At 69.6% G+C, this 20,851-nt stretch carries 23 protein-coding genes and 2 tRNA genes; 14 read left to right on the top strand and 11 right to left on the bottom strand.

Annotation, left to right across the window (positions count from 1 at the left end; translation table 11 throughout):
* Window positions 1-13: 13 nt before the first annotated feature.
* From gap to fba, 3 genes are all read left to right on the top strand, one after another.
* On the top strand, window positions 14-1,021 hold the full coding sequence (gene gap, locus ACODR1_RS08805) for a type I glyceraldehyde-3-phosphate dehydrogenase (protein WP_101719418.1): 1,008 nt from the start codon (window positions 14-16) through the stop codon (window positions 1,019-1,021).
* 176 nt (window positions 1,022-1,197) lie between these two features.
* Window positions 1,198-2,388, top strand: a complete 1,191-nt coding sequence (locus ACODR1_RS08800; RefSeq protein ID WP_488880104.1) for a phosphoglycerate kinase — start codon at window positions 1,198-1,200, stop codon at window positions 2,386-2,388.
* Window positions 2,389-2,594: 206 nt separating this feature from the next.
* Window positions 2,595-3,686, top strand: coding sequence for a class II fructose-bisphosphate aldolase (gene fba, locus ACODR1_RS08795; RefSeq protein WP_488880103.1), 1,092 nt, complete (start codon window positions 2,595-2,597; stop codon window positions 3,684-3,686).
* 119 nt (window positions 3,687-3,805) lie between these two features.
* On the opposite strand, the gene ACODR1_RS08790 is transcribed toward fba, so the two are convergent.
* From ACODR1_RS08790 to ACODR1_RS08780, 3 genes are all read right to left on the bottom strand, one after another.
* Window positions 3,806-4,468 (bottom strand): DUF1109 domain-containing protein, encoded by a 663-nt coding sequence (locus ACODR1_RS08790; protein ID WP_488880102.1) that lies wholly within the window; start codon window positions 4,466-4,468, stop codon window positions 3,806-3,808.
* 214 nt (window positions 4,469-4,682) lie between these two features.
* A complete protein-coding gene (locus ACODR1_RS08785) occupies window positions 4,683-5,063 on the bottom strand; it encodes a ribosomal maturation YjgA family protein (RefSeq protein ID WP_488880101.1) in 381 nt (126 codons plus the stop codon).
* A 45-nt stretch (window positions 5,064-5,108) separates the two neighbouring features.
* Window positions 5,109-5,681 (bottom strand): TspO/MBR family protein, encoded by a 573-nt coding sequence (locus tag ACODR1_RS08780; protein ID WP_488880100.1) that lies wholly within the window; start codon window positions 5,679-5,681, stop codon window positions 5,109-5,111.
* Between the two features lie 58 nt (window positions 5,682-5,739).
* Here ACODR1_RS08780 and ACODR1_RS08775 point away from each other — a divergent pair, with 58 nt between their 5' ends.
* On the top strand, window positions 5,740-6,282 hold the full coding sequence (locus ACODR1_RS08775) for a GNAT family N-acetyltransferase (protein WP_488880099.1): 543 nt from the start codon (window positions 5,740-5,742) through the stop codon (window positions 6,280-6,282).
* A 73-nt stretch (window positions 6,283-6,355) separates the two neighbouring features.
* On the opposite strand, the gene ACODR1_RS08770 is transcribed toward ACODR1_RS08775, so the two are convergent.
* Both ACODR1_RS08770 and ACODR1_RS08765 read right to left on the bottom strand, forming a co-directional pair.
* The gene (locus ACODR1_RS08770) at window positions 6,356-7,327 is read right to left on the bottom strand and encodes a glycosyltransferase family 9 protein (RefSeq protein WP_101719426.1); all 972 of its coding nucleotides are present in this window, start codon (window positions 7,325-7,327) and stop codon (window positions 6,356-6,358) included.
* Window positions 7,324-8,520: a glycosyltransferase family 4 protein gene (locus ACODR1_RS08765; RefSeq protein WP_488880098.1), complete on the bottom strand. Its 1,197-nt coding sequence runs from the start codon at window positions 8,518-8,520 to the stop codon at window positions 7,324-7,326. Before ACODR1_RS08765 ends, ACODR1_RS08770 begins: the two co-directional genes overlap by 4 nt.
* A 57-nt stretch (window positions 8,521-8,577) precedes the next feature.
* Here ACODR1_RS08765 and ACODR1_RS08760 point away from each other — a divergent pair, with 57 nt between their 5' ends.
* The gene (locus tag ACODR1_RS08760) at window positions 8,578-9,450 is read left to right on the top strand and encodes an alpha/beta fold hydrolase (protein ID WP_488880097.1); all 873 of its coding nucleotides are present in this window, start codon (window positions 8,578-8,580) and stop codon (window positions 9,448-9,450) included.
* A gap of 85 nt (window positions 9,451-9,535) precedes the next feature.
* Complete coding sequence (locus ACODR1_RS08755; protein ID WP_488880096.1) at window positions 9,536-9,925, top strand: hypothetical protein; 390 nt, start codon at window positions 9,536-9,538, stop codon at window positions 9,923-9,925.
* Between the two features lie 3 nt (window positions 9,926-9,928).
* Here ACODR1_RS08755 and ACODR1_RS08750 read toward each other — a convergent pair whose 3' ends face one another.
* Entirely contained in the window at window positions 9,929-10,789 is an 861-nt protein-coding gene (locus tag ACODR1_RS08750) for an SDR family oxidoreductase (RefSeq protein ID WP_488880095.1), read from the bottom strand.
* A gap of 170 nt (window positions 10,790-10,959) precedes the next feature.
* Between ACODR1_RS08750 and ACODR1_RS08745 the strand changes: the two genes are divergently transcribed.
* The 6 genes from ACODR1_RS08745 (at window position 10,960) to ACODR1_RS08720 (ending at window position 15,111) form a co-directional block, all read left to right on the top strand.
* Window positions 10,960-11,034, top strand: a tRNA-Gly gene (locus ACODR1_RS08745).
* Window positions 11,035-11,080: 46 nt separating this feature from the next.
* Window positions 11,081-11,155: transfer RNA gene (locus ACODR1_RS08740), tRNA-Gly, on the top strand.
* Window positions 11,156-11,260: 105 nt separating this feature from the next.
* Window positions 11,261-13,018, top strand: coding sequence for a DUF885 domain-containing protein (locus tag ACODR1_RS08735; protein WP_488880094.1), 1,758 nt, complete (start codon window positions 11,261-11,263; stop codon window positions 13,016-13,018).
* Between the two features lie 81 nt (window positions 13,019-13,099).
* On the top strand, window positions 13,100-13,837 hold the full coding sequence (locus ACODR1_RS08730; protein ID WP_488880093.1) for a YceI family protein: 738 nt from the start codon (window positions 13,100-13,102) through the stop codon (window positions 13,835-13,837).
* A 174-nt stretch (window positions 13,838-14,011) separates the two neighbouring features.
* A complete protein-coding gene (locus ACODR1_RS08725) occupies window positions 14,012-14,413 on the top strand; it encodes a helix-turn-helix domain-containing protein (RefSeq protein ID WP_488880092.1) in 402 nt (133 codons plus the stop codon).
* Window positions 14,410-15,111 carry a DUF6456 domain-containing protein gene (locus ACODR1_RS08720; protein WP_488880091.1) on the top strand — a complete coding sequence of 234 codons (702 nt, stop codon included), beginning with the start codon at window positions 14,410-14,412 and terminating at the stop codon, window positions 15,109-15,111. The genes ACODR1_RS08725 and ACODR1_RS08720 overlap by 4 nt, the downstream gene beginning before the upstream one ends.
* 129 nt (window positions 15,112-15,240) lie before the next feature.
* Here the strand turns inward: ACODR1_RS08720 and ACODR1_RS08715 are convergent, their stop codons facing one another.
* The 3 genes from ACODR1_RS08715 to trhO form a co-directional block, all read right to left on the bottom strand.
* The gene (locus ACODR1_RS08715) at window positions 15,241-15,693 is read right to left on the bottom strand and encodes a PA2169 family four-helix-bundle protein (RefSeq protein WP_488880090.1); all 453 of its coding nucleotides are present in this window, start codon (window positions 15,691-15,693) and stop codon (window positions 15,241-15,243) included.
* A 74-nt stretch (window positions 15,694-15,767) separates the two neighbouring features.
* Complete coding sequence (locus ACODR1_RS08710) at window positions 15,768-16,124, bottom strand: hypothetical protein (RefSeq protein WP_488880089.1); 357 nt, start codon at window positions 16,122-16,124, stop codon at window positions 15,768-15,770.
* 66 nt (window positions 16,125-16,190) lie between these two features.
* The gene (trhO, locus tag ACODR1_RS08705) at window positions 16,191-17,144 is read right to left on the bottom strand and encodes an oxygen-dependent tRNA uridine(34) hydroxylase TrhO (protein ID WP_488880164.1); all 954 of its coding nucleotides are present in this window, start codon (window positions 17,142-17,144) and stop codon (window positions 16,191-16,193) included.
* A 77-nt stretch (window positions 17,145-17,221) separates the two neighbouring features.
* Here trhO and ACODR1_RS08700 point away from each other — a divergent pair, with 77 nt between their 5' ends.
* Window positions 17,222-17,383, top strand: a complete 162-nt coding sequence (locus tag ACODR1_RS08700) for a hypothetical protein (protein WP_165799372.1) — start codon at window positions 17,222-17,224, stop codon at window positions 17,381-17,383.
* A gap of 120 nt (window positions 17,384-17,503) precedes the next feature.
* On the opposite strand, the gene ACODR1_RS08695 is transcribed toward ACODR1_RS08700, so the two are convergent.
* Window positions 17,504-17,932 (bottom strand): SufE family protein, encoded by a 429-nt coding sequence (locus tag ACODR1_RS08695; protein WP_488880088.1) that lies wholly within the window; start codon window positions 17,930-17,932, stop codon window positions 17,504-17,506.
* Between the two features lie 54 nt (window positions 17,933-17,986).
* Window positions 17,987-18,838, bottom strand: coding sequence for a sensor histidine kinase (locus ACODR1_RS08690; RefSeq protein ID WP_488880087.1), 852 nt, complete (start codon window positions 18,836-18,838; stop codon window positions 17,987-17,989).
* A gap of 189 nt (window positions 18,839-19,027) precedes the next feature.
* Between ACODR1_RS08690 and divJ the strand changes: the two genes are divergently transcribed.
* Window positions 19,028-20,800, top strand: a complete 1,773-nt coding sequence (gene divJ / locus ACODR1_RS08685) for a cell cycle sensor histidine kinase DivJ (protein ID WP_488880086.1) — start codon at window positions 19,028-19,030, stop codon at window positions 20,798-20,800.
* Window positions 20,801-20,851 lie beyond the last annotated feature (51 nt).

The following is a 20,851-nucleotide window of genomic DNA, read 5'->3' as shown; positions in this document are numbered from 1 at the left end:
GGAGAAAGACCACATGGCCCTTCGCGTCGCCATCAACGGCTTTGGCCGTATCGGCCGCCTCGTGCTGCGCTCCATCGCCGAGCACGGCCGCCGTGACATCGAGGTGGTGGCGATCAACGATCTGGGCCCGGTCGAGACCAACGCCCACCTGCTGCGCTACGACAGCGTGCACGGCCGCTTCCCGGGCGTCGTCACCTCGGGCGAGGACTGGATCGACGTCGGCACGGGCAAGATCAAGGTCACTGCGATCCGCAACCCCGAAGAGCTGCCGCACGCCGAACTGGGCGTCGACATCGCCTTCGAATGCACCGGCATCTTCACCGCCCGTGACAAGGCCGCCCTGCACCTGAAGGCCGGCGCCAAGCGCGTGCTGGTCTCGGCCCCCGCCGACGGCGCCGACAAGACCATCGTCTACAAGGTCAACCACGAGACCCTGACCGCCGACGACATCGTCGTCTCGAACGGCTCGTGCACCACCAACGCCCTGGCCCCGGTGGCCAAGGTCCTGCACGATCTGGTCGGCATCGAGCGTGGCTACATGACCACGATCCACAGCTACACCGGCGACCAGCCGACGCTGGACACCATGCACAAGGACCTCTACCGCGCCCGCGCCGCGGCCCTGTCCATGATCCCGACCTCGACCGGCGCCGCCAAGGCTCTCGGCCTGGTTCTGCCGGAACTGAAGGGCAAGCTGGACGGCTCGTCGATCCGCGTCCCGACCCCGAACGTCTCGGTCATCGACCTGAAGGTCGTCACCGGCCGCGACACCTCGATCGCCGAGATCAACGCCGCGCTGCAGGCCGCCGCCGACGGTCCGATGAAGGGCGTCCTGGCCGTGACCACCGACCCGCTGGTCTCGACCGACCTCAACCACATCGCCGCCAGCTCGACGGCCGCCCTGCCCCAGACGCAAGTCATCGAAGGCAAGCTGGCCCGCGTGCTCAGCTGGTACGACAACGAATGGGGCTTCGCGACCCGCATGAGCGACACCGCTCTGGAAATGGCGAAGTTCCTCTAAGCCTTCAAAACCCCCGCCCCTCCCGAGGAGCGGGGGTTTTCCTTGGCCTCTCTCGTGAGGTCGCCCTCGTCCTTCGACAGGCTCAGGATGAGGGCTAATGCGATGCCCGCTCTTGGATCCTCATCCTGAGCCTGTCGAAGGACGAGGATCCAACGCACAGACCATCAGGATCCCCGATGACCTTCCGCACCCTCGACACCGCCGATCTCGCCGGCAAGCGCGCCCTGGTCCGGGTGGACTTCAACGTGCCCGTCGACGGCGGTCGGATCACCGACGACACCCGCCTGCGCGCGGCCTTGCCGACCATCCACTACCTTTCCAAGCAAGGCGCCAAGGTGGTGCTGCTGGCCCACTTCGACCGCCCCAAGGGCAAGGTCGTGCCGGAGATGAGCCTCGGCTTCGTCGCCGAGCCGCTGTCGGCGCTGCTTGAGCAGCCGGTGGCCTTCGCTTCGGACTGCATCGGCCCTGAGGCCTCCAAGGTCGTCGACGGCCTGGAGAACGGCGGCGTGGCCCTGCTGGAGAACGTCCGCTTCCACGCCGGCGAGGAAAAGAACGACGCCGAGTTCGCCGCCGCCCTGGCCGCCAACGGCGACGTCTATGTCAACGACGCCTTCAGCGCCGCCCACCGCGCCCACGCCTCGACCGAAGGCCTGGCCAGGCTGCTGCCGGCCTATCCGGGCCTGGCCATGCAGCGCGAACTCGAGGCGCTCGACGCCGCCCTCGGCAACCCCAAGAAGCCGGTGATCGGCATCGTCGGCGGCTCTAAGGTCTCGACCAAGCTCGACCTGCTCAACAACCTGGTCGCCAAGCTCGACCGCCTGGCCATCGGCGGTGGCATGGCCAACACCTTCCTCTACGCCCAGGGCCACGACGTCGGCGGTTCGCTCTGCGAAAAGGACCTGGCCGACACCGCCCGCGAAATCATCGCCAAGGCCGACGCCGCCGGCTGCGAGCTGCTGCTGCCGGTCGACGTGGTGGTGGCCAAGAAGGTCGCCCCGGGCGTGGAAACGGCCGTCCGCCAACTGAACGAAGTGCAGGCCGACGACCTGATCCTCGACGCCGGCCCGGAAAGCGCCAAGCGCCTGCTGGCCGCCATGGATCAAAGCGTCACCTTGATCTGGAACGGCCCGCTGGGCGTGTTCGAAGTGCAACCTTTCGACGAAGCGACCGTTTCGGCGGCGAAACACGCCGCGTCGCTCGCGAAATCGGGTAAGATCGTCGCTGTCGCTGGTGGCGGTGATACCGTCGCGGCGTTGAACCACGCAGGCGTGTCGGCCGACTTCACTTTCGTGTCGACGGCGGGCGGCGCGTTCCTGGAATGGATGGAGGGCAAGACGCTTCCGGGCGTCGCGGCTCTCGAAGCCTAAAGGGAGGATCCCGGCGAGCCGAGAACGGCCACGGGACCATCAGCCAAGTCGGAACGCCTCGCCCCGAGTCTTTCGGGGCGCAGGCCTCCGCTCTCGGGGCGCCAGGCGAGGAACCGGCTCCGAGATTTCCGGGCAAAGAGCGCAAAAGCGTCGCGCCCCAACAACAAGAACCAATTCAACGACTTCAAAGCTTGCAGGAGAAATACGTGGCGAGGATCACGCTTAGGCAGTTGCTGGATCATGCGGCGGAGCATGAGTACGGGCTGCCCGCCTTCAACATCAACAACATGGAGCAGGGCCTGGCCATCATGGAGGCCGCCGATGCGGTCGACAGCCCGGTCATCATCCAGGCCTCGCGCGGCGCGCGGAACTACGCCAACGACATCATGTTGGCCAAGATGATCGACGCCCTGGTCGACATCTACCCGCACATCCCGGTCTGCATGCACCAGGACCACGGCAATGGCCCGGCGACCTGCGCCACGGCGATCCAGTACGGCTTCACCTCGGTGATGATGGACGGCTCGCTGATGGAGGACGCCAAGACCCCCGCCAGCTACGAATACAACGTCGAGATCACCCGCCGGGTGGTCGAAATGGCCCACGCCTGCGGCGTGTCGGTCGAGGGCGAACTGGGCGTGCTGGGCTCGCTGGAAACCGGTATGGGCGAGGCCGAAGACGGCCACGGCTTCGAGGGCAAGCTGAGCCATGACGAACTGCTGACCGATCCGGACCAGGCCGTCGAGTTCGTGCAGGCCACCGGCGTCGACGCTCTTGCGATTGCGATGGGCACCAGCCACGGCGCCTACAAGTTCACGCGCAAGCCGGACGGCGACGTCCTGGCCATGAACGTGATCGAGGAAATCCACCGCCGCCTGCCCAACACCCACCTGGTGATGCACGGCTCCAGCTCGGTGCCGCAGGACCTGCAGGACATCATCAACGCCTATGGCGGCGAGATGCCCCAGACCTGGGGCGTGCCGATCGAAGAGATCCAGCGCGGCATCAAGCACGGCGTGCGCAAGGTCAATGTCGACACCGACAACCGCCTGGCCATCACCGGCGCGGTGCGCAAGATCCTGATCGAAAAGCCGCACGAGTTCGACCCGCGCGCCTATCTCAAGCCCGCCAAGGACGCCATGCGCAAGGTCTGCCAGGACCGCTTCGAGCAGTTCGGCTCGGCCGGCCACGCTGGCAAGATCCGCGCGCTCTCGACCGCGACCATGGCCAAGCGCTACCTGACCGGCGAGCTGAACGCCAAGTTCGGCGCCCCGGCCGGCAAGGCCGCCGCCGAGTAAGACTTCCCGCCTCGCGCAGGAACGAGGGCCCTTCCGGTTCGCCGGGAGGGCCTTTTCGTTGGGACTTTCTCGTGAGGAGGTGCTCGCCCGGCCTCAGGCCTTGATCGGGCGCTGCGGTGTCAAAGCGCGGCCAGCCGGTTGAGGGCGGCGCCGGCGAGGCCGCACAGCAGCACGCCGACGAGGTACCACAGGCCCACGAACACGAAGGTCGAATGCGGGCAGTGCAGGCCATAGACGCTGGCGGCCAGTCCGCCGGCGAACGTCCCCGCCGCGAAGCCGGCCAGGATCGGCCGCTCGGTCTCGACGCCGCGCAGCACCGTGAGGGCCAGCAGCAGGGTCGGCAGGGCCAGGGCCACGATGTTGAAGAAGCACGCGCCCACCGAGGCGGGCGAGAACAGCCGCGCCAGCTTGGCCGGCTCCATCTGCATCGCCTCGGTCACGCCGCCGACGGCGAAGACCAGCAGCGCGATGACCGCCACGACGATCGCCGTCGGGGCGGGCGGACCGCGCCTTATCAGCCGCGCCAGGCCGTCGAAGCCCGCGGCGGCCAGGGCGACGGTGTAGGCCATCTTCAGCCAGAAGAAGGGTTGTTGATGCGCGGTCTCGATGTCGGGCCGCAGGTCCAGCCAGAAGAACACCAACAGCAGGGCCGCCAGGCCGCCGGCGACGCCGATCTCGGCCAAACGCCAGGCCGGCCGCGTGGCTTTCGGCCGCCAGCCCGCCCCATCAGGCGTGCGGACGGCGAGCACGCCATCCTCATAGGTCGCGTCGTCGAAGGCCAACCGCTTCCCCCCGCAACAGGCTTGTTCTGTCGGCCGTCGTCCCCTGGCGGCGCGTGCTCGTGAGAGGCGCTCTCAAAAGCAGGGGCGAATGCGTAAAGGTTAGGCAGCGGAAGTCAATACCACCGTTCTGCGAGCGCTGTGGAGCGGCTGTGGACAGCCTCACAATGCTTGGTTGAGCGGCGCCAGCGACCGCGAGCACCGGCGCGGCGCCCGATCAAGCGGCGACCGGTCCGCCCTGACGGCGTCGGTCAAGCAGCACGGCCAGGCCGACGCCAACGGCGTAGCAGGCCAGGTCCTTGAGGTCGAAGACCCCGCCGAACACCACCCGCGCCACGCGGCTGCCGCCAAGGCCCGCGTGCTCGAGCACGTTCAGCAACTGGCCCAGTTCAATGACCACGCCCAGGCCCAAGGCCATCGCGGCGGCTCCGGCGCGTCCCAGGGGCGTGACGGCCCTCACCGCGAAATAGACCATGGCGGTGGCCAGCACGTCGCCCAGATAGGGGCGCACGAAGCCGTCACGCACGAACAGCGCGATGACGACCTCGACCGCGAACAGGATCGCGGCCGCCGCCAGATGCCCAAACCGAATCCGCATGGCCCCTCCCCGCTCGAAGGCGGAGAGAAAGCCGCCTGAGGAGCCTTAGTGCAAGGTGGGACGCACGGGCGCGCGGCGCCACAGCTGGGCGGTCAGGGCGTTGGCCACGCCCAGCCAGCCGAGGTCGGGCGCCGAGGCGCCGCCGACCTTGCGCGCCTCCACCGCATAGGCGGCCGAAGCGCCCAGCGAGGCGGTGGCCACAGCCAGCTGCCCGCCGCCGCGCTTCGTGCCGAAGGCCAGCCACAGGGCGTTGAAGCCCTGGGTCAGGCTCCACAGGGTCAGCGCCCGGGTGCGGGCCGGGCTGGACGGCGCATTCCAGGTGCGCAGCCCCGACAGGGTCATGGCGATGAACAGCGGCGGCAGCAGCAGGCTGGTCAGCGGCTTGGGCTGGTGGGCGACCGGCTCGTGCATCTCGGCATAGCCGACCGCGTACTCCTCGTCGTCGATCACCCGCTCGTGGCGGCGGCCCAGCAGCGTTGCGGCCAGGATCGCGCCGCCCGCAAGGGCCAGGCCTATGGCCAGCTGAGCGCCGGCGCTGTTGCCGCTGGTGTCCGGCTGGAACGCTTCGCGGCCTGCCAGGGCGCGGGGGGCGTACGGCTTGCCGGGGGTGATGCGCATTGACGGACTCCTCGTTAACTCGGAACCCTAAACCGTCCAGTTTCCGGCTTGGTTCCAGATGAACAGCGCCCCCGCGCCCATCCTGCTACGTCCTGCGCGCGTCGTCGAGGTCGAGGCGATCCGCACGCTTGAACGCGCGTCGGCCCAGCGTTTCCTGGGCCTGATGGACGCCATCGCCGCCGACGAACCTACCCCCGCCCCGCTCCTGGCCCGGCGAATCGTCGAGGGCGGCCTGCTGGTCGCCGAGATTGAGGGCGCCATCGCCGGCTTCGTGATGGTCCGGCCGTTCGAAGGCGGGCTCTATGTCGAACAGCTCGACGTGCTGCCGGCCTTTTCCGGGCGCCGGATAGGCGCGGCGCTACTGGACGCCGCCAGCGAGCGCGCGAATGGCGCCGGCCTGACGCTGTCGACTTTCCGCGACGTGCCCTGGAACGCGCCCTACTACGCCCGGCTGGGGTTCGTGGAGGTCAGCCAGTTGACGCCAGGCATGGCGGCGATCCGCGCCGAGCATCTGGCGCGGGGGCTCGATGAGAACGCGCGGATGTTCATGGCGCGGATGTCGGGTGCGAAGAAACCTCGTCCTTCGACAAGCTCAGGATGAGGTTTCTGCCGCCGCGGCCTCACTTGATCCTCACCCCCGAGCTCGTCGAAGGGCGGGGATCAACGCAACGCCGCTAGCGCGGCAGCAGCGAGATCGCCGTGCTGGCCACGGTGCTGACCGGCAGCGCCTTCAGGTCCGGCGACTTGATTACCGCCACGTGGCCGCGCGGGCCGCACAGGGCCGGATCCGAAGCGTCCGAGAACAGGGCGATGGTCGGCGCGCCGGCCGCGGCCAGCAGGTGCGTGGGGCCGGTGTCGTTGCCGACCACCAGGGCGGCCTTGGCGCCGAGCACCGCCAGTTGGGCGAAGTCGGTGCGGCCAGTGAGGTCGCGGGCCTGGCCGGCGGCCTTCTGGATCTGGCGGGCCATGGCGCTTTCCTGCGGACCGCCGATGATGACGATGTCCAGTCCCTTGGACTTCAGGAGCGCCGCCAGCTGGGCGTAGCTCTCGACCGGCCAGCGCTTCTCGGGCCGGTGGGCCGAGCCGCCCGGCACCAGCAGCACGTAGGGCTTGGGCGTCACCGCGCCGGCCACCGGGCGAGCGTCCTTGTGCTTGCGGAGGATCCACGACAGGTCCGGCGGCGGGGCGCTGCCCGGCTCGGTGGGCGCATCGGGCCAGATGCCGGCCTGGCGCAGCTGGTCGGCGTGCCGCTCCAGCGTGTGCATGTGATAGCGGGCGCGGCCGCGCTGGGGCAGGCTGGCGCCCTTGGCGATGCCCGACCACTGCGGGGGGAACGGACGCAAGGCCTGGAAATACCAGCCGGTGCGGTTGTTGGTCTGCAGGTCGTAGACGCGGTCGTACTTGGCCTTGCGGATACGGCCCAGCATCTTGAACAGGTCGCCCGCATCGCTGGGCCGGCCATCCACCTCGACAGCGTTGAAATAGGGCGACAGGCGGGCCAGGGCCTCGAACGGCGGGGTGGTAAGAAGGGTGATCCGGGCGCGCGGATGCGCCTCGCGGATCTTCTTCATCGCCGCCAGGGCCAGGACGAAGTCGCCCAGCGCGCCCAGCTTGATGACCAGGACCTTCTTGATCTCCTTGCTCAACCCTTCGACTCCAAAACCCCAGCGCGGGCCTTCTGGCCGGCAATCACGCGCGCATAGACCTTAAGGGTCGCCTCGACCATGGCGTCCACAGAATACAACCGTCGCGCTCGCGCGCGAGCCGCCATGCCCATCGACTGGCGTCCGGCGGCACCCGCCTCGCAGGCGTCGTTCAGCGCCTGGGCCCAGGCCTCGACGTCGCCGGGCGCGGCCAGCCAGCCGGTCTCGCCGGGAACCACGGTCTCGCGCGTCGCGCCATGGTCGGCGGCGATCACCGGACGGCCCATGACCTGCGGCTCCACCGCCGTACGGCCGAAGGCCTCGGGCTCCAGCGACGGGGCGATGGCGAGATCCGCCAGCAGATAGGCGGCCGGCATGTCGTCGCAGTGGCCCACCAGCTTGACGCTGTCCTGCAGCCCGGCCTGGGCGATCATGTGTTCGAGCTGCGCGCGATAGCCCTTGCGCCCCTGGTCGTCGCCGGCCAGCAGCAGCAGCACCCGCGTGTCGTTCAGCGCCTTCAGCCGCGCCACGGCCTCGATGGCCAGGCCCTGGCCCTTCCAGCGGGTCAGGCGGCCGGCCAGCAGCACCTTCAGCCGGCGCTCGTCGGGGGCGACGCCCCAGGCCTTGCGCAGGGCCTCGACGCGGTCGGCCGAGACGAATCCTGGCTCGAAGCGCGACAGGTCCACCCCGCGCGGGATGGCCACCACCTTGTCGGGATGGATGCCGTGCTCGGCGATGACGTGGGCGCGGGTGTATTCGGAATTGGCGATCACTAGGTCGCCCTTGGTCATCACGGCGTTGTACCAGCGCTTGAGCGCGGACTTGGCGTTGTAGACCCCGTGATAGGTGGCCACGAACGGCACCTTGGTCGTATGCGCCGCCCACAGGGCCGGAAAGGCCGGGGCGCGCGAGCGGGCGTGGACCAGGGTCACCTTCTCGCGGCGGATCAGGTCGATCAGGCGGGCGGCGTTGCCCAGCATCACCAGCGGGTTCTTCGACTGGGCCGGCATCTGGGCCAGACGGCCGCCGTCGGCCTCCAGCCGCGCCGCCATGCGCCCGCCGCGCGTCGCCACAAGGGCCTTGCCGCCCTGGGCCACCACGCCGTGCGCGACGTCGATCGTGGTCTGCTCGGCGCCGCCGGTTTCCAGTTCCGGCGTCACCTGCAGCAGGGTGAATTCATCGGGAAGGATGGACACGCCGCGCTCTGAAGAGGTTAGGAGGGGTTTAGTTAGCGAAACGAACAAGGCCGCGCCATGACCGAAGTCCGCGATTTCCACCCGCGCGAGGAAAATCAGCGTCTCGCGTACCGCAGGATCGACGGCGAAGGCCCCACGGTGGTGTGGCTGGGCGGCTTCCACTCCGACATGACCGGCACAAAGGCCCAGATCCTGGCCGACCAGGCCCTGGCGACAGGCGGCGCCTATGTCCGCTTCGACTATTTCGGCCACGGCGAATCGTCGGGCGCCTTCAAGGACGGCACGATCAGCCGCTGGCGCGCCGACGCCCTGGCCGTCATCGACGACCTGACCGAGGGCCCGCTGGTGCTGGTCGGCTCGTCGATGGGCGGCTGGCTGGCCTGCCTGGCGGCCATCGCCCGGCCCGAGCGGGTGAAGGCCCTGGTGCTGATCGCCCCCGCCCCCGACTTCACCGACAAGCTGATGGAACCCGACCTGTCCGACGAGGCCAAGGCCGCGATCGCCCGCGACGGCTTCTGGATCCGCCCCTCGGAATACGACGACGGCGGCTACGCCATCACCCGCGACCTGCTGGAGGACGGGGCCCGCTGGTCGATCCTGCCCGGACCCGTGCCGATCGACGTCCCGGTGCGCGTGCTGCAAGGCGGGGCCGACGCCGACGTGCCGTGGACCCACGCCCTGGAGCTGGCCAACGGCCTGACCAGCCAGGACGTCGTCTTCTCGCTGATCAAGGACGGCGACCACCGCCTGTCGCGTCCTCAGGACCTGGAGCGCCTAGTGGCGGCCGTGGCCGAGGCCCGCGTGCTGGCCACGCCCGTCGAAGACGACCCGGTGGCCCGTCGCCTGGCCCGTGCGGCCGCCGCCCGGTCGGCCGGTCAGGCCCCGGCCGCGGCCTGGGCGGCGGCGGATCTGGGCGACGACGAGGACTGACCGCGCAAGGCCATTGCCCGGGCTCGCCCCGCATGGCCAAGCTCGCGCCCAGGTCGATTCGGCCTCGAGTTGAAGTGGGGGTTCCATGCGTCTTCAGAAGTTTTCCATCGCGGCCGCCCTGGGCGTCGCGCTGTCCATCGCGTCCAGCGCCCAGGCCCAGGCGCCGGCGGCTTCGGCCAGCGATGATCTCCGCTGTTTCGTGGCCACCTCGCTGCTGGCCGCCAGCGACGACGAGAGCGTCAAGCAGATCGGCCAGATGGGCGCCCTCTACTTCATGGGCCGCGTCGACGCCAAGCTGTCGGACAAGGAGATCGAGGACCAGATGTTCGCCGTCAGCCAGGGCCTGACCGAGGCCGACACCCGCGCCATGCTGGTGCGCTGCGGCGGGGAACTGCAGAATCGCGGCACGACGATCCAGGAGATCAGCAAGCGCGTCCAGGCGCGCGAAGAGGCCGCCGCGACAGCCAAGAAATAGACCTCAGCCGCCGCCCGCCAGAATCGCCGCGAGGCCTTCACGGTAAGTCGGATAGGCCGGCCGCCAGCCCAGCTCGGCCTTGGCCAGCGCGTTCGAGACGCGCTTGTTCTCGGCATAGAAGCGGCGGGTGGCCGGCGACAGGCCAAGCGCGTTGAACGGCAGGTCCGGCGGGACCGGAACGCCCAACAGGCGGGCGGCGTGCTCCATGACGTCCTGCGGCGGGGCGGGCTCGTCGTCGCACAGATTGTAGACCGCCCCGGCGCGCGGCCGCTCCAGCGAGGCCAGCAGGCCCGAGACGATGTCGTCGCGGTGCACGCGGCTGAACACCTGGCCTGGCTTGACGATGCGGCGGCCCTCGCCGGCCTTCAGGCGATCGAAGGCGCTGCGGCCGGGGCCGTAGATGCCCGGCAGGCGGAAGGTGGCGATCGTCAGGCCCATGCCGCGGCACACCTGGCGCCAGTCGCGCTCGGCGCCGACCCGGCGCGCGCCCTCGACCGACTGGGCCTTCAGCGGGCTCGATTCGAACACCCAGCCGCCATCGAAGTCGCCATAGACACCCGTCGTGGACAGATAGCCGATCCAGTCGGGGAAGGCCTCGGCGGCGGCCAGGGCGGGAATCACCGCCTCAAGCGCCGGACAGCCCTCGCCCGTGGGCGGCGAGGTCACCAGCACCGCGTTCACGCCGCGCATCGCTTCGATCATGGCGGCCTTGTCGTCGGGATCGACGGCGGAAAAGCCCAGGGCCTCGACGGCGGCCCGCGCCTGCGGCGTGCGCCCCGTGGCGCTGACCGACCAGCCGCGCGCGGCCAGAGATTCGGCGAAGGCGGCGCCGACATAGCCCAATCCGAACACGAACAGACGCAAACCCAGAGCCCCGCCCTCAAATCCAAGGGACCAATGAGCCGTCGAAACGGGGCTTTCCGCAAGTGCGGCATTCATCCCCAATGAAGTTGCGCGACAGTGCTTGCCAAGCACGGAACGCTCTGCCATAAGCCGCCTCCTCGTCGCGGGGCGCTGCTTTCAGCCTCTTCGATGCGGGCGTAGCTCAGTGGTAGAGCGCCACCTTGCCAAGGTGGATGTCGAGAGTTCGAATCTCTTCGCCCGCTCCATTCCCTCCCCTCGGGAGACGGATGGACGAGACAAGAAAATCGGTGCGCGGGCGTAGCTCAGTGGTAGAGCGCCACCTTGCCAAGGTGGATGTCGAGAGTTCGAATCTCTTCGCCCGCTCCATTTTCTTTTCCTTCCTCACATTCTGATCCGGATGCGAAGCGGGGCCGTTTGGCCCGGCGGCAAATCCTGCTCTAACCTCCCGTCGGATAATTCCGGGGAGCGTACATGCGTCATCATCTTCTCCGCCTCGCCGCCGGCGCGGCCCTGTCGGCCGTGCTGCTGGCGAGCGGCGCGCATGCGGCCGCCCCGACCGCTTCGGCTCGCCTGACCGAGGCCGTGAAGGCCTATGAATCGGTCTCGGCCATCGACGACGAGGAAAGCGGCTCGGACGCCGCCCGCTGGCGCCTGCCGCCGGTCGGTCCCAAGGCCGACGCCGACCGCAAGGCCAAGTACGAGAAGGCCAAGGCCCTGCTGGGCGAGGTCGACGCGGCCGGCCTGTCCGACGACGAGAAGCTGACCCGCCAGATCCTCGCCTGGAGCCTCGACGACAAGCTCACGGGGTTGTCGTTCGACGAAAGCCGCATGCCGTTCAGCAGCGACGGCGGCTTCGACGTCGCCCTGCTCTACCGCGCCAGCAGCGCCCGCCTGAAGACCGAGGACGAGGCCAGGAAGTGGATCGCCCTGCTGGCCCAGGCGCCCGACTGGTACGCCGCCAACATCGCCGAGGCCCGGCGCGGGATCGCCACCGGCTTCGTCCATACCCGGATGACCGCCCAGTCGGTGCTGGAACGCGCCCAGCGCACCGCCGCCACGCCGCCCTCCGAGGATCCGCTGCTGGCCCCGCTGCGCGCCCTGCCCGCCAGCGTGCCGGCCGAACGCAAGGCCGCACTGATCGCCGAAGGCGAGGCCGTGCTGAAGGCCAAGGTCGCCCCCGCCCGCGCCAGCTTCGTCGCCTTCATGCAGGACGAGTACCTGCCCAAGTCCGCCAAGAGCCTGGCGGCCGGCGACCTGCCCGACGGCAAGCGCTACTACGCCTTCCTGGTCAAGCGCTACACGACCACCGACATGACCCCCGACCAGGTGCACGAGATCGGCCAGGCCGAGGTGGCCCGCATCCGCGCGCGGATGGAGACGGTGATGAAGGAGGCCGGCTTCAAGGGCGACCTGCCGGCCTTCCTGACCTTCCTGCGCACCGATCCGCGCTTCTACGCCACCAGCCGCCAGCAACTGCTGGAGAAGGCCAGCGAGATCGCCAAGCGCGCCGACGACCAATTGCCGGCCCACTTCGGGACCCTGCCGCGCCTGACCTACGGCGTGCGCCCGGTGCCGGCCAGCATCGAGAAGGGCTACACCACCGGCCGCTATTTCGGCGGCGACCCGAAAGCCGGTCGCGCCGGCGGGCTGATGATCAACACCTCCGACCTCGACCAGCGCGGGCTCTATGAACTGCCGGCCCTGGTGCTGCACGAGGGCGCGCCGGGCCACCACGTCCAGACCTCGCTGGCCCAGGAGCAGGCCGGCCCCGAGTTCCGCAAGAACCTCTATTTCAGCGCCTTCGGCGAGGGCTGGGGGCTCTATTCAGAATGGCTGGGCGAGGAGATGGGGATCTATCGCGACCCCTACGAACTGTTTGGCCGCCTGTCCTACGAGATGTGGCGCGCCTGCCGGCTGGTGGCCGACACCGGCATGCACTGGAAGGGCTGGAGCCTGGAACAGGCCCGCGCCTGCTTCACCGAGAACAGCGCCCTGTCCTCGACCAATATCGAGGTCGAACTGAAGCGCTACGTCTCCTGGCCCGGCCAGGCCCTGTCCTACAAGATCGGCGAGCTGAAGATCCTGGAGCTGCGCAAGCGCGCCGAAACCGCCCTGGGCCCGAAGTTCGACGAGCGGGCCTTCCACGATCTCGTCCTGCTGGGCGGCTCCACGCCGCTGGCGGTGCTGGAGGCGCGCACCGACGCCTGGATCGCCGCGCGGAAAAAGTAATGACAAGCTGAGCCACGGCCCGGGGTTGACCCGACGCTCACCCCGGGCCGAACCTCCCGCCTGAATAAAAAGGGAGGTTTCATGTCCTACGCCTCGAAGCTCGCGATCGGCGGCGCCCTGCTGCTGGCGCTCTCGGCCTGCTCCGACCAGAAGGCGGCCAAGAGCGACGCTCCGGCCAAACCGGCCAGCGAAAGCGCCGCCACCGCCGAGGCCGCCAAGCCGCCGGCGGACCTGCCGGCCGGCGACTACACGCTGGACAAGACCCACGCCGACCTCAGCTTCAAGGTCAACCACCTGGGCTTTTCCTGGTACACGGCCCGCTTCTCCGACTTCGACGCCAAGCTGACCCTCGACCCGAAGGCGGTCGAGAGCGCCCATATCGAAGCCAGCATCAAGACCGCCTCGCTGCTGCTGCCCGCCCCGCCCAAGGGCTTCACCGAGGAGCTTCTGGGCCCGCAATGGCTGGACGCGGCCAAGTACCCGGCCATCACCTTCCGCTCGACCAAGGTCGCCAAGACCGGCGACGACACCGCCGACGTCACCGGCGACCTCACCCTGCACGGCGTGACCAAGCCCGTGACCCTGAAGGCCAGGTTCAACGGCGGCTACACCGGCTATCCGCCGATGGACCCCAACGCCCGCATCGGCTTCTCGCTGACCGGCAGCTTCAAGCGCTCGGACTTCGGCGTTTCCTACGGCGTGCCGCAACCGGGCTCGACCATGGGGGTCGGCGACGAGGTGCTGGTGGCCATCGAGGCCGAACTGCTCAAGCCCAACCCGCCGGCGGCCAACGCTGCTCCGGCGCCCGGCCAGCCCTGACGAAGGGGCCTATCCCCGTCGGCGGACGGGGATAGGCGACCACTCCAGGCAATACAATCAGTGGTTTAGATTTTCGCTGGACGCGCGAAATAGGAAAGTTATCCTACAAGAGGAATATCAGCCTAGGCTGATGCTCATGGGCGTCACTGGGGGCGCCGCTCTTGAGGGACCATCATGCTCGCTCAAATCCTGGAGGAAGCCTGGGCGATCTCGCCCGACCCGCGTCGCGACCGGCTGGCCGCCGCCTTCGTGACCCACGCCGTGGCCCTGGCCACCGGCGTCGCGCCGATCGACATCGCCTCGGACAAGCGCACCAACAAGGCGGCCGCCCGCGCCCGGCAGATCTCGATCTATCTGGCGCACGTGATCTTCCACTGGCCGCTGAACCGGGTGGCCTTCGCCTTCGGCCGCGACCGCACCACCTGCGCCCACGCCTGCCACCGCATCGAGGACCTGCGCGAAGACCGGGTGTTCGACGCTCGCATGACCGCGCTGGAGGCCTGCGTACGCCAGGCGCCCGAGACCATTCCCGACCTGGCCGGCATCGAGTTCCAGCGCGCGGGGCTTGGCCGATGAACGCCGCCGGCATTCTCGAGAGCGACCTGGAGGCCGAGCATCTGGCCGACCGCGCCGCCCGCCTGCTGGCCCGCGCCGGCTCGGTGATCGAGGCCAGGGGCCTGGCCTACGCCATCCGCTTCGCCCGCGGCCGCCGCCCGATGCTGGTGATCGACGAGGTCGCCTTCCGCAAGCTATCGGAAAGGCTGCTGCCGCGTCCGGACGGCGGCTGGCGGCTGTCGCCAAGGGCTCCTGCCCCGTCGCCGGGGCGGCCGGGCTTCGTCGAGGGCGAAAAGACCGTGGTCGAGCCCGGCGGCCGCGCCACCACGCATCGCGCCAACCTGGGCGAGGCGCCGCTGGACTGGCTGCTGCACCGCAAGCACATCACCCGGGCCGAGCACGCCGCCGGCGAGAAGCTGTCGGCCGACGCCCACGCCTCGGGGATCATCGGCCGCCTGACCATGCGCTGGGACCCGACGCCGCGCTCGGGGGGCGGTTCGCGGCTGGAGCCCATGGAACGGGCCTACGCCGCCCGCCAGCGCCTGGGCCGGGCCATGGAGGCGGTGGGGGCGGAGGCCATGCCGATCCTGACCCTGATCTGCCTCACCGGCACCTCGCTGCAAGGAACCGAGGTCGCCCTGGGCATGAAACCCAGAACGGGCAAGGCCGCCCTCAAGGCGGCCTTGCAGCGCCTTGCGGCGCATTACGGAATGGCGTGAGCCGGAGAAACCAAACCTCGTCTTTCGACAAGCTCGGGATGAGGTTTGGAATGCACGATCCTGGTCGTGGCGGCGCCAGGCTTGGTCCTCATCCTGAGCTTGTCGAAGGGCGAGGACCACGCATCCGCCTTACGACGCGATGGCGTGCTTGATGTCGCGCATCTGGTCGTGGCCGGCCTTGACCTTGGCGTAGGCCTCCTCGATGGCGCGGCGGGTCTCCGGCTGGATGTCCACGTCGCCCAGGGCCTTCTCGTACTTGGCCTTGATGTGGTCCTCGCCGTCCTCGACGGTCTTGACCACCGCCTCGTCGCCCTTGGTCAGGGCGTCTCGGACAGTGAGGAACACCCGGTGGGCGGCGGCCAGGATGCTGCCGTCGTCGTCGGGCGTGCCGCCCAGTCGGCGGACCTCGGCCTGCAGGTCCGAGACGATGCCGCGACGCTCCTGGGCGCGGGCCAGGAACAGGGTCTTGAAGCGGCTGCTTTCGGCGTCCTTGGCGGCCTCCTCGTAGCCGTCGGCGCTGTCGATGGTGATCTCGACCAGGCCGTTGACGAGCTTGATGTGGTCTTCGTTCGTATGGGCCATGCTTGGGCTCCCTGAGCTTCGAATGGAGAGACCGCAGCAACGCGGCCTCTCCGGAAAAGGTTCGAAGCGGAGCCTTACGGTTTCTTCGATTGCAGGAAGGTCCAGGCCGTGCCGGCCGCGGTGATCGCCGCGCCGCGCGTGCGCTTGTTGATCAGCAGGCCGGCCAGCACCGCCCCGCCCAGCACGGCGACGGCCAGCGGCACGGTGCGGCCACCGATGTGGACTTCACGGCCGGCGATGGTCAGCGGCTTCTTCGCCGGCGAACCGACGGCGTAGTCGGCGATCGGGGCCTGCGGATCGGCGGGTTTGGACTGATGGTCCAGAAAGTTCGAGACCTTGTCCGACAGCGTATCGATCAGGCTCTGGCGGGCGCGGGCCGGGCCGGCGCCGTTGGTCGGGCCGGGATTGAGCGTGGGGTCGTAGGCGACCATGGCGTCTGTCTCCATGTCCTTGTGAAGGGGTCGCGGAGATAACGCCGTGCGGGCAAGGGCGATCCGTCAGGCCTCGCGCGGAGGTTTCGACGGCAGGCTCGCCCCCACATGGTCGATGCCCAGTTCCAGGGCCCGCGCGGCCTGGCGCTGGCGCTCGGCGTAGCGGGCCTTCTGGTCGTCGCTGCGGCTGTCGTGACAGCGCGGGCAGGCCACACCCTCGACATACAGCGGCGAAGCACGGTCGGCTTCCGACACCGGCATCCGGCAGCCGCGGCAAAGGGCGTGCGTCCCCTGCGACAGGCCATGGCCGACGGCCACCCGCTCGTCGAACACGAAGCACTCGCCGCGCCACAGGCTCTCGTCCTGCGGCACCGTCTCCAGGTAGTTCAGGATCCCGCCCTTGAGGTGGAACACCTCCTCGACGCCGCGCGCCTTGAGCAGGGCCGTCGACTTCTCGCAGCGGATGCCGCCGGTGCAGAACATCGCCACCTTGGGGGCCGGCGCGGCCGGATCCCAGGTCTGGCGGAAGGCGTCGAACCAGGCGGGGAAGTCGGCGAAGCTGCGCGTCTTGGGATCGATCGCCCCCTCGAACGTGCCGCAATCGACCTCGTAGCCATTGCGGGTGTCGATGACGATGACGTCGCCCTGCGCGATCAGGGCGTTCCAGTCGGCCGGATCGACGTGGACGCCGTGATTGTGGGCCGGATCGAGGTCGGGTTCGCCCAGGGTGACGATCTCGGACTTCACCTTGACCTTCAGCCGATGGAACGGCGCATGGTCGGCGTCGGCGAACTTCAGCTCCAGCGTCTCGCAGCCCGGCAGGGTGCGGATATGGGCGATGACCGCGTCGATCGCCTGCGGCGTTCCGGCGATGGTGCCGTTGATCCCCTCGCGGGCCAGCAGCAGCGTGCCCTTGACCTTCAGCCCGCAGCACAGCTTGGCCAGATCGGCCTGGATGGCTTCCGGGTCGTCGAAGGTCGCGAAGCGGTAGAGGGCGGCGATGCGCCAGGTCGAGGTCATGGGCGGGCCATAGAAGATCGGACGGGTCTGCTCAAGCACGGCCGGAACCAAGCGCGCATAACGCGGGTTACCGGGCCATGAGCATCCTGATCACCGTCATCATCGCCCTCGTGCTGCTGGGCCTGGCCCTCTACGCCGTCCAGCGCTCGCCGATCCCCTCGCCCGTGAACTGGCTGATCCAGCTTCTGCTGATCGTCGTGGCCATCGTATTCATCGGCAATCGGGCCGGGTTCTTCTAGGGCGCCAGGAGACGACCTCGTCCTTCGACAGGCTCAGGAGGAGGTCGAATTCATGCGCCGTGGCCCGACATGGACCCTCCCCCTGAGCCTGTCGAAGGGCGAGGGTTCACGCGCTTGGCCTCAGGCCGCCAGGGCCGCCGCGTCGCGCTGGATACGGGCGACCATCGACTTGAGGCCGTTGGAGCGCTGCGAAGACAGCGCTTCCGACAGCCCCAGGCGCGCCATGGCCGCCGAGGCGTCGAAGGCGGCGATGTCCCTGGCCTGGGCGCCCGAATAGAGCCGCAGCACCACGGCGATCAGCCCGCTGACGATGTGGGCGTCGCTGTCGCCGCGGAAACGCACGGTTCCGTCGCCTTGCGGCTCGGTGACCAGCCACACCTGGCTGGCGCAGCCGCGCACCTTGTTCTCTTCGGAATGCTCCTGCGCCGTCAGCGGCTCGAGGTCCTTGCCCAGCTCGATCACGTAGCGATAGCGCTCTTCCCAGTCGCCGAGCATTTCGAACTCGTCGGCGAGGTCGTTGAGGGCGGCGTCGATGGGGCTGGTGCTCATGGCGCGGCATCTAGGCGGGCCGCGCCCCACATGCAAGTCATCAAGGGCAAGCCGTCAGGCGCCGGGCAGGCTCACGATCGCGGTCAGACCCTGCCCCGGCGCCGACTTCAGGCGCAGCGAGCCGTTCATCGCCCGGGTCAGCAGGTCGACGATCGGCAGGCCAAGTCCCACCCCCTCGCCCGTACGTGTAAGAGACGCGCCGCCGCCCTGCTCGAACGGCCGCAGCAGGCGCGGCAGGTCGGCGGCGTCGACGCCCTCGCCCTGGTCGCGGATCGAGATCTCGACCATGCCGCCGGCCACGCGCTCGGCCTCGATGGTCACCACCCCGTCGCGCGGCGAATGGGCGACGGCGTTCTGCATCAGGTTGGAAAGGATGGTGCGCAGGCCTCGGCGATCGGACAGCACGCCCGGCATGCCCACCAAGTCCGGCGCGCTGAGGACCACGCCCCGCGCCTCGCACTCGGCCCGCATCTGGGCCATCACGTCCTCGACAGCCTCGTCCAGCGGCTCGGCGGCGACGTCCAGGTCGGTGACATGGCCTTCCAGGCGGGCGATCTCGACGATCTGGTTGACGAGTTTCAGCAGCTTCAGGCCGCTCTCGTGCACCAGCTTGGCGTATTCCTTGTATTGCGGCGAGCCGAGCGGGCCGTAGAGCTCGCTGGCGAGAATTTCCGAGAAACCGATGACTGCGTTCAGGGGCGTGCGCAGCTCGTGGCTGACCATGCGCAGGAAGGAACGCTTCTGATCGTCGAGGGCGGCCTTGCGGCGCGCACGGGCGGCGGCGCGGCGAAACGTCGCGGTGGGGCCTTCGGCGCCCCGCTGCGCACCGCGCGAATCAGCCCCGGCCACGCTTTCGGCGGGCTCTTCGGCTGTAAACGAAGCGTCCGCGGACGCCGTCTGAGACATAGGAAACTCCCGGACCTTCTGTCCGCAAAGGCATTCTGTGCCACCCTGAACCAACCCGCTTACGAAACCGTTTCCGTCCACAAGAAGCTGGACTCGGCTGGTCGCCCCACAATTGTGCGTGCTTGGGGGATCGGCCGAAGCGGGGTTAGGATTCACCAATAACGAACCTTTTGAGGCGGACCCGCCCCCTTGGACATCGACCCGGTGCAGCCGCGGCAGGATGAAGCCGCCTTTCGCCCCGCGCTCGGCGCGGGCGAGACGGCGCGCGCCTGGCGTCTGGGCTGGCTGGCCGCGGCCCTGCTGGCCGGCGGTGCGGTGGCCTTCACCCCGGGCTCGACGGGCTGGCCAATCTGGACGGCCCTGCTGGCCGGCGCCCTGCCCGCCATCGCCGCCCTGCTGCTGGGCGACAGCGAGGACGAGCGCACTCAATCCATGCTGCTGGTCGGCTGGGCCGCCGGCGGCGCGATCGCCGCGGCCCTGACCGGCGGCGTCTCGGGCGCCATGAGCGCCTGGTGCCTGGCGCCCGTGGCCGCCGCCTCGACCCTGGCCGCCCCCCGCCGCCTGGCCGAGGGCGCAGCCCTGGCCCTGATCGGCGGCGCCATGGCCGCCCTGACCCAGCTGTCGGGCCTGGCCCCGCCGCCACCCACGGGTCCCACCGCCTTCATCCTCGGCTTCCTGGCCGTCGCCACCACCGGCCTTGGCCTCGCCGCCGGCCTGATGCTGACCCACCGCCGGGCCGGCGAGCGCGACGTGCGCAACCTGTCGGAGCTGACGGCCCTGTCCACCCTGCTGGACGGCCTGCCGTTCCTGGCCTTCGTCGTCACCCTGCAAGGGCGCGTGCGCACCGTGCGCGGCGTCGCCCCCGAAGGCGCGGCGCTGGACAGGATCATGATCGACGGCCTGTCGCACGCCGCCGTCGCCGGCGAGCGCGCCCGCGTCGACTTCGCCCTGGGCCAGGCCCTGCGCGAACACCAGGCGACCCTGACCTTCCCGGCCGCCGAGGCCCCGGAAAAGACCCTGTCGCTGACCCTGCGCCGGGTCGGTCCCGGCATGCTGGTCGGCGTGCTGCGCGACGTCACCGCCGAGACCCGCCACGTGCAGCAGCTGGACCAGGCCCGCGCCGACGCCGAGCAGCTGGCCGCCGGCCGCGCCCGCTTCCTGGCCAATATGAGCCACGAGCTGCGCACGCCGCTGAATGCGATCATGGGCTTCTCCGACATCATGCGCGCCCGCATGTTCGGCCCCCTGACCGACCGCTACGGCGAATATGCCGAACTGATCCACGAGAGCGGCCGACACCTGCTGGACCTGATCAACGATGTGCTCGACATGTCGAAGATCGAGGCCGAGCGCTTCGAGCTGTCGCGCGGCGAGTTCGACGCCCGCGAGGCCGTCAACGCCGCTATGCGCCTGCTGCGCGTGCAGGCCGACAGCGTGGGCGTGCAGCTGCGCGGCGTGCTGCCGCCCGGCGAACTGGACGTCGACGCCGACCGTCGGGCTCTCAAGCAGATCGTGCTGAACCTGGTCTCCAACGCCCTGAAGTTCACCCCGCGCGGCGGCCAGGTGACGGTCACCGCCGACGGTCATGACGGCATGCTGGAGATCGTGGTGGCCGACACCGGCGTCGGCATCAGCCCCGAGGACCTCGAGCGCCTGGGACGCCCCTACGAGCAGGCCGGCGGCGTCGACCAGCGCGCCAGGGGCACGGGCCTTGGCCTGTCGCTGGTGCGCGCCTTCGCCCAGCTGCACGGCGGCGAGATGCATGTCGAAAGCCGCCTGGGCGCGGGCACCAGCGTCTCGGTGCGCATGCCCATCCTGCTGCCCGCCCCCAAGGCCCCCGAGAAGCCGGAGAGCCCCACGGCCACGGCCGACGCCATGGAGCCGCTGTTCGCGCCGTCTCCCGAAGCGACCGATGAGCCTTACCTGGGCGAAAACGTCATCCGCTTCGCCCCGCCGCGCTGAGGCGCTTGATGCTCCCCCTGAAGGGGGAGCTGTCGGCGAAGCCGACTGAAG

The organism is Caulobacter sp. FG7 (assembly GCF_057808875.1).
Note: the sequence above shows the minus strand (reverse complement) of the source record. Positions and strands in the feature narration are given on the sequence as shown.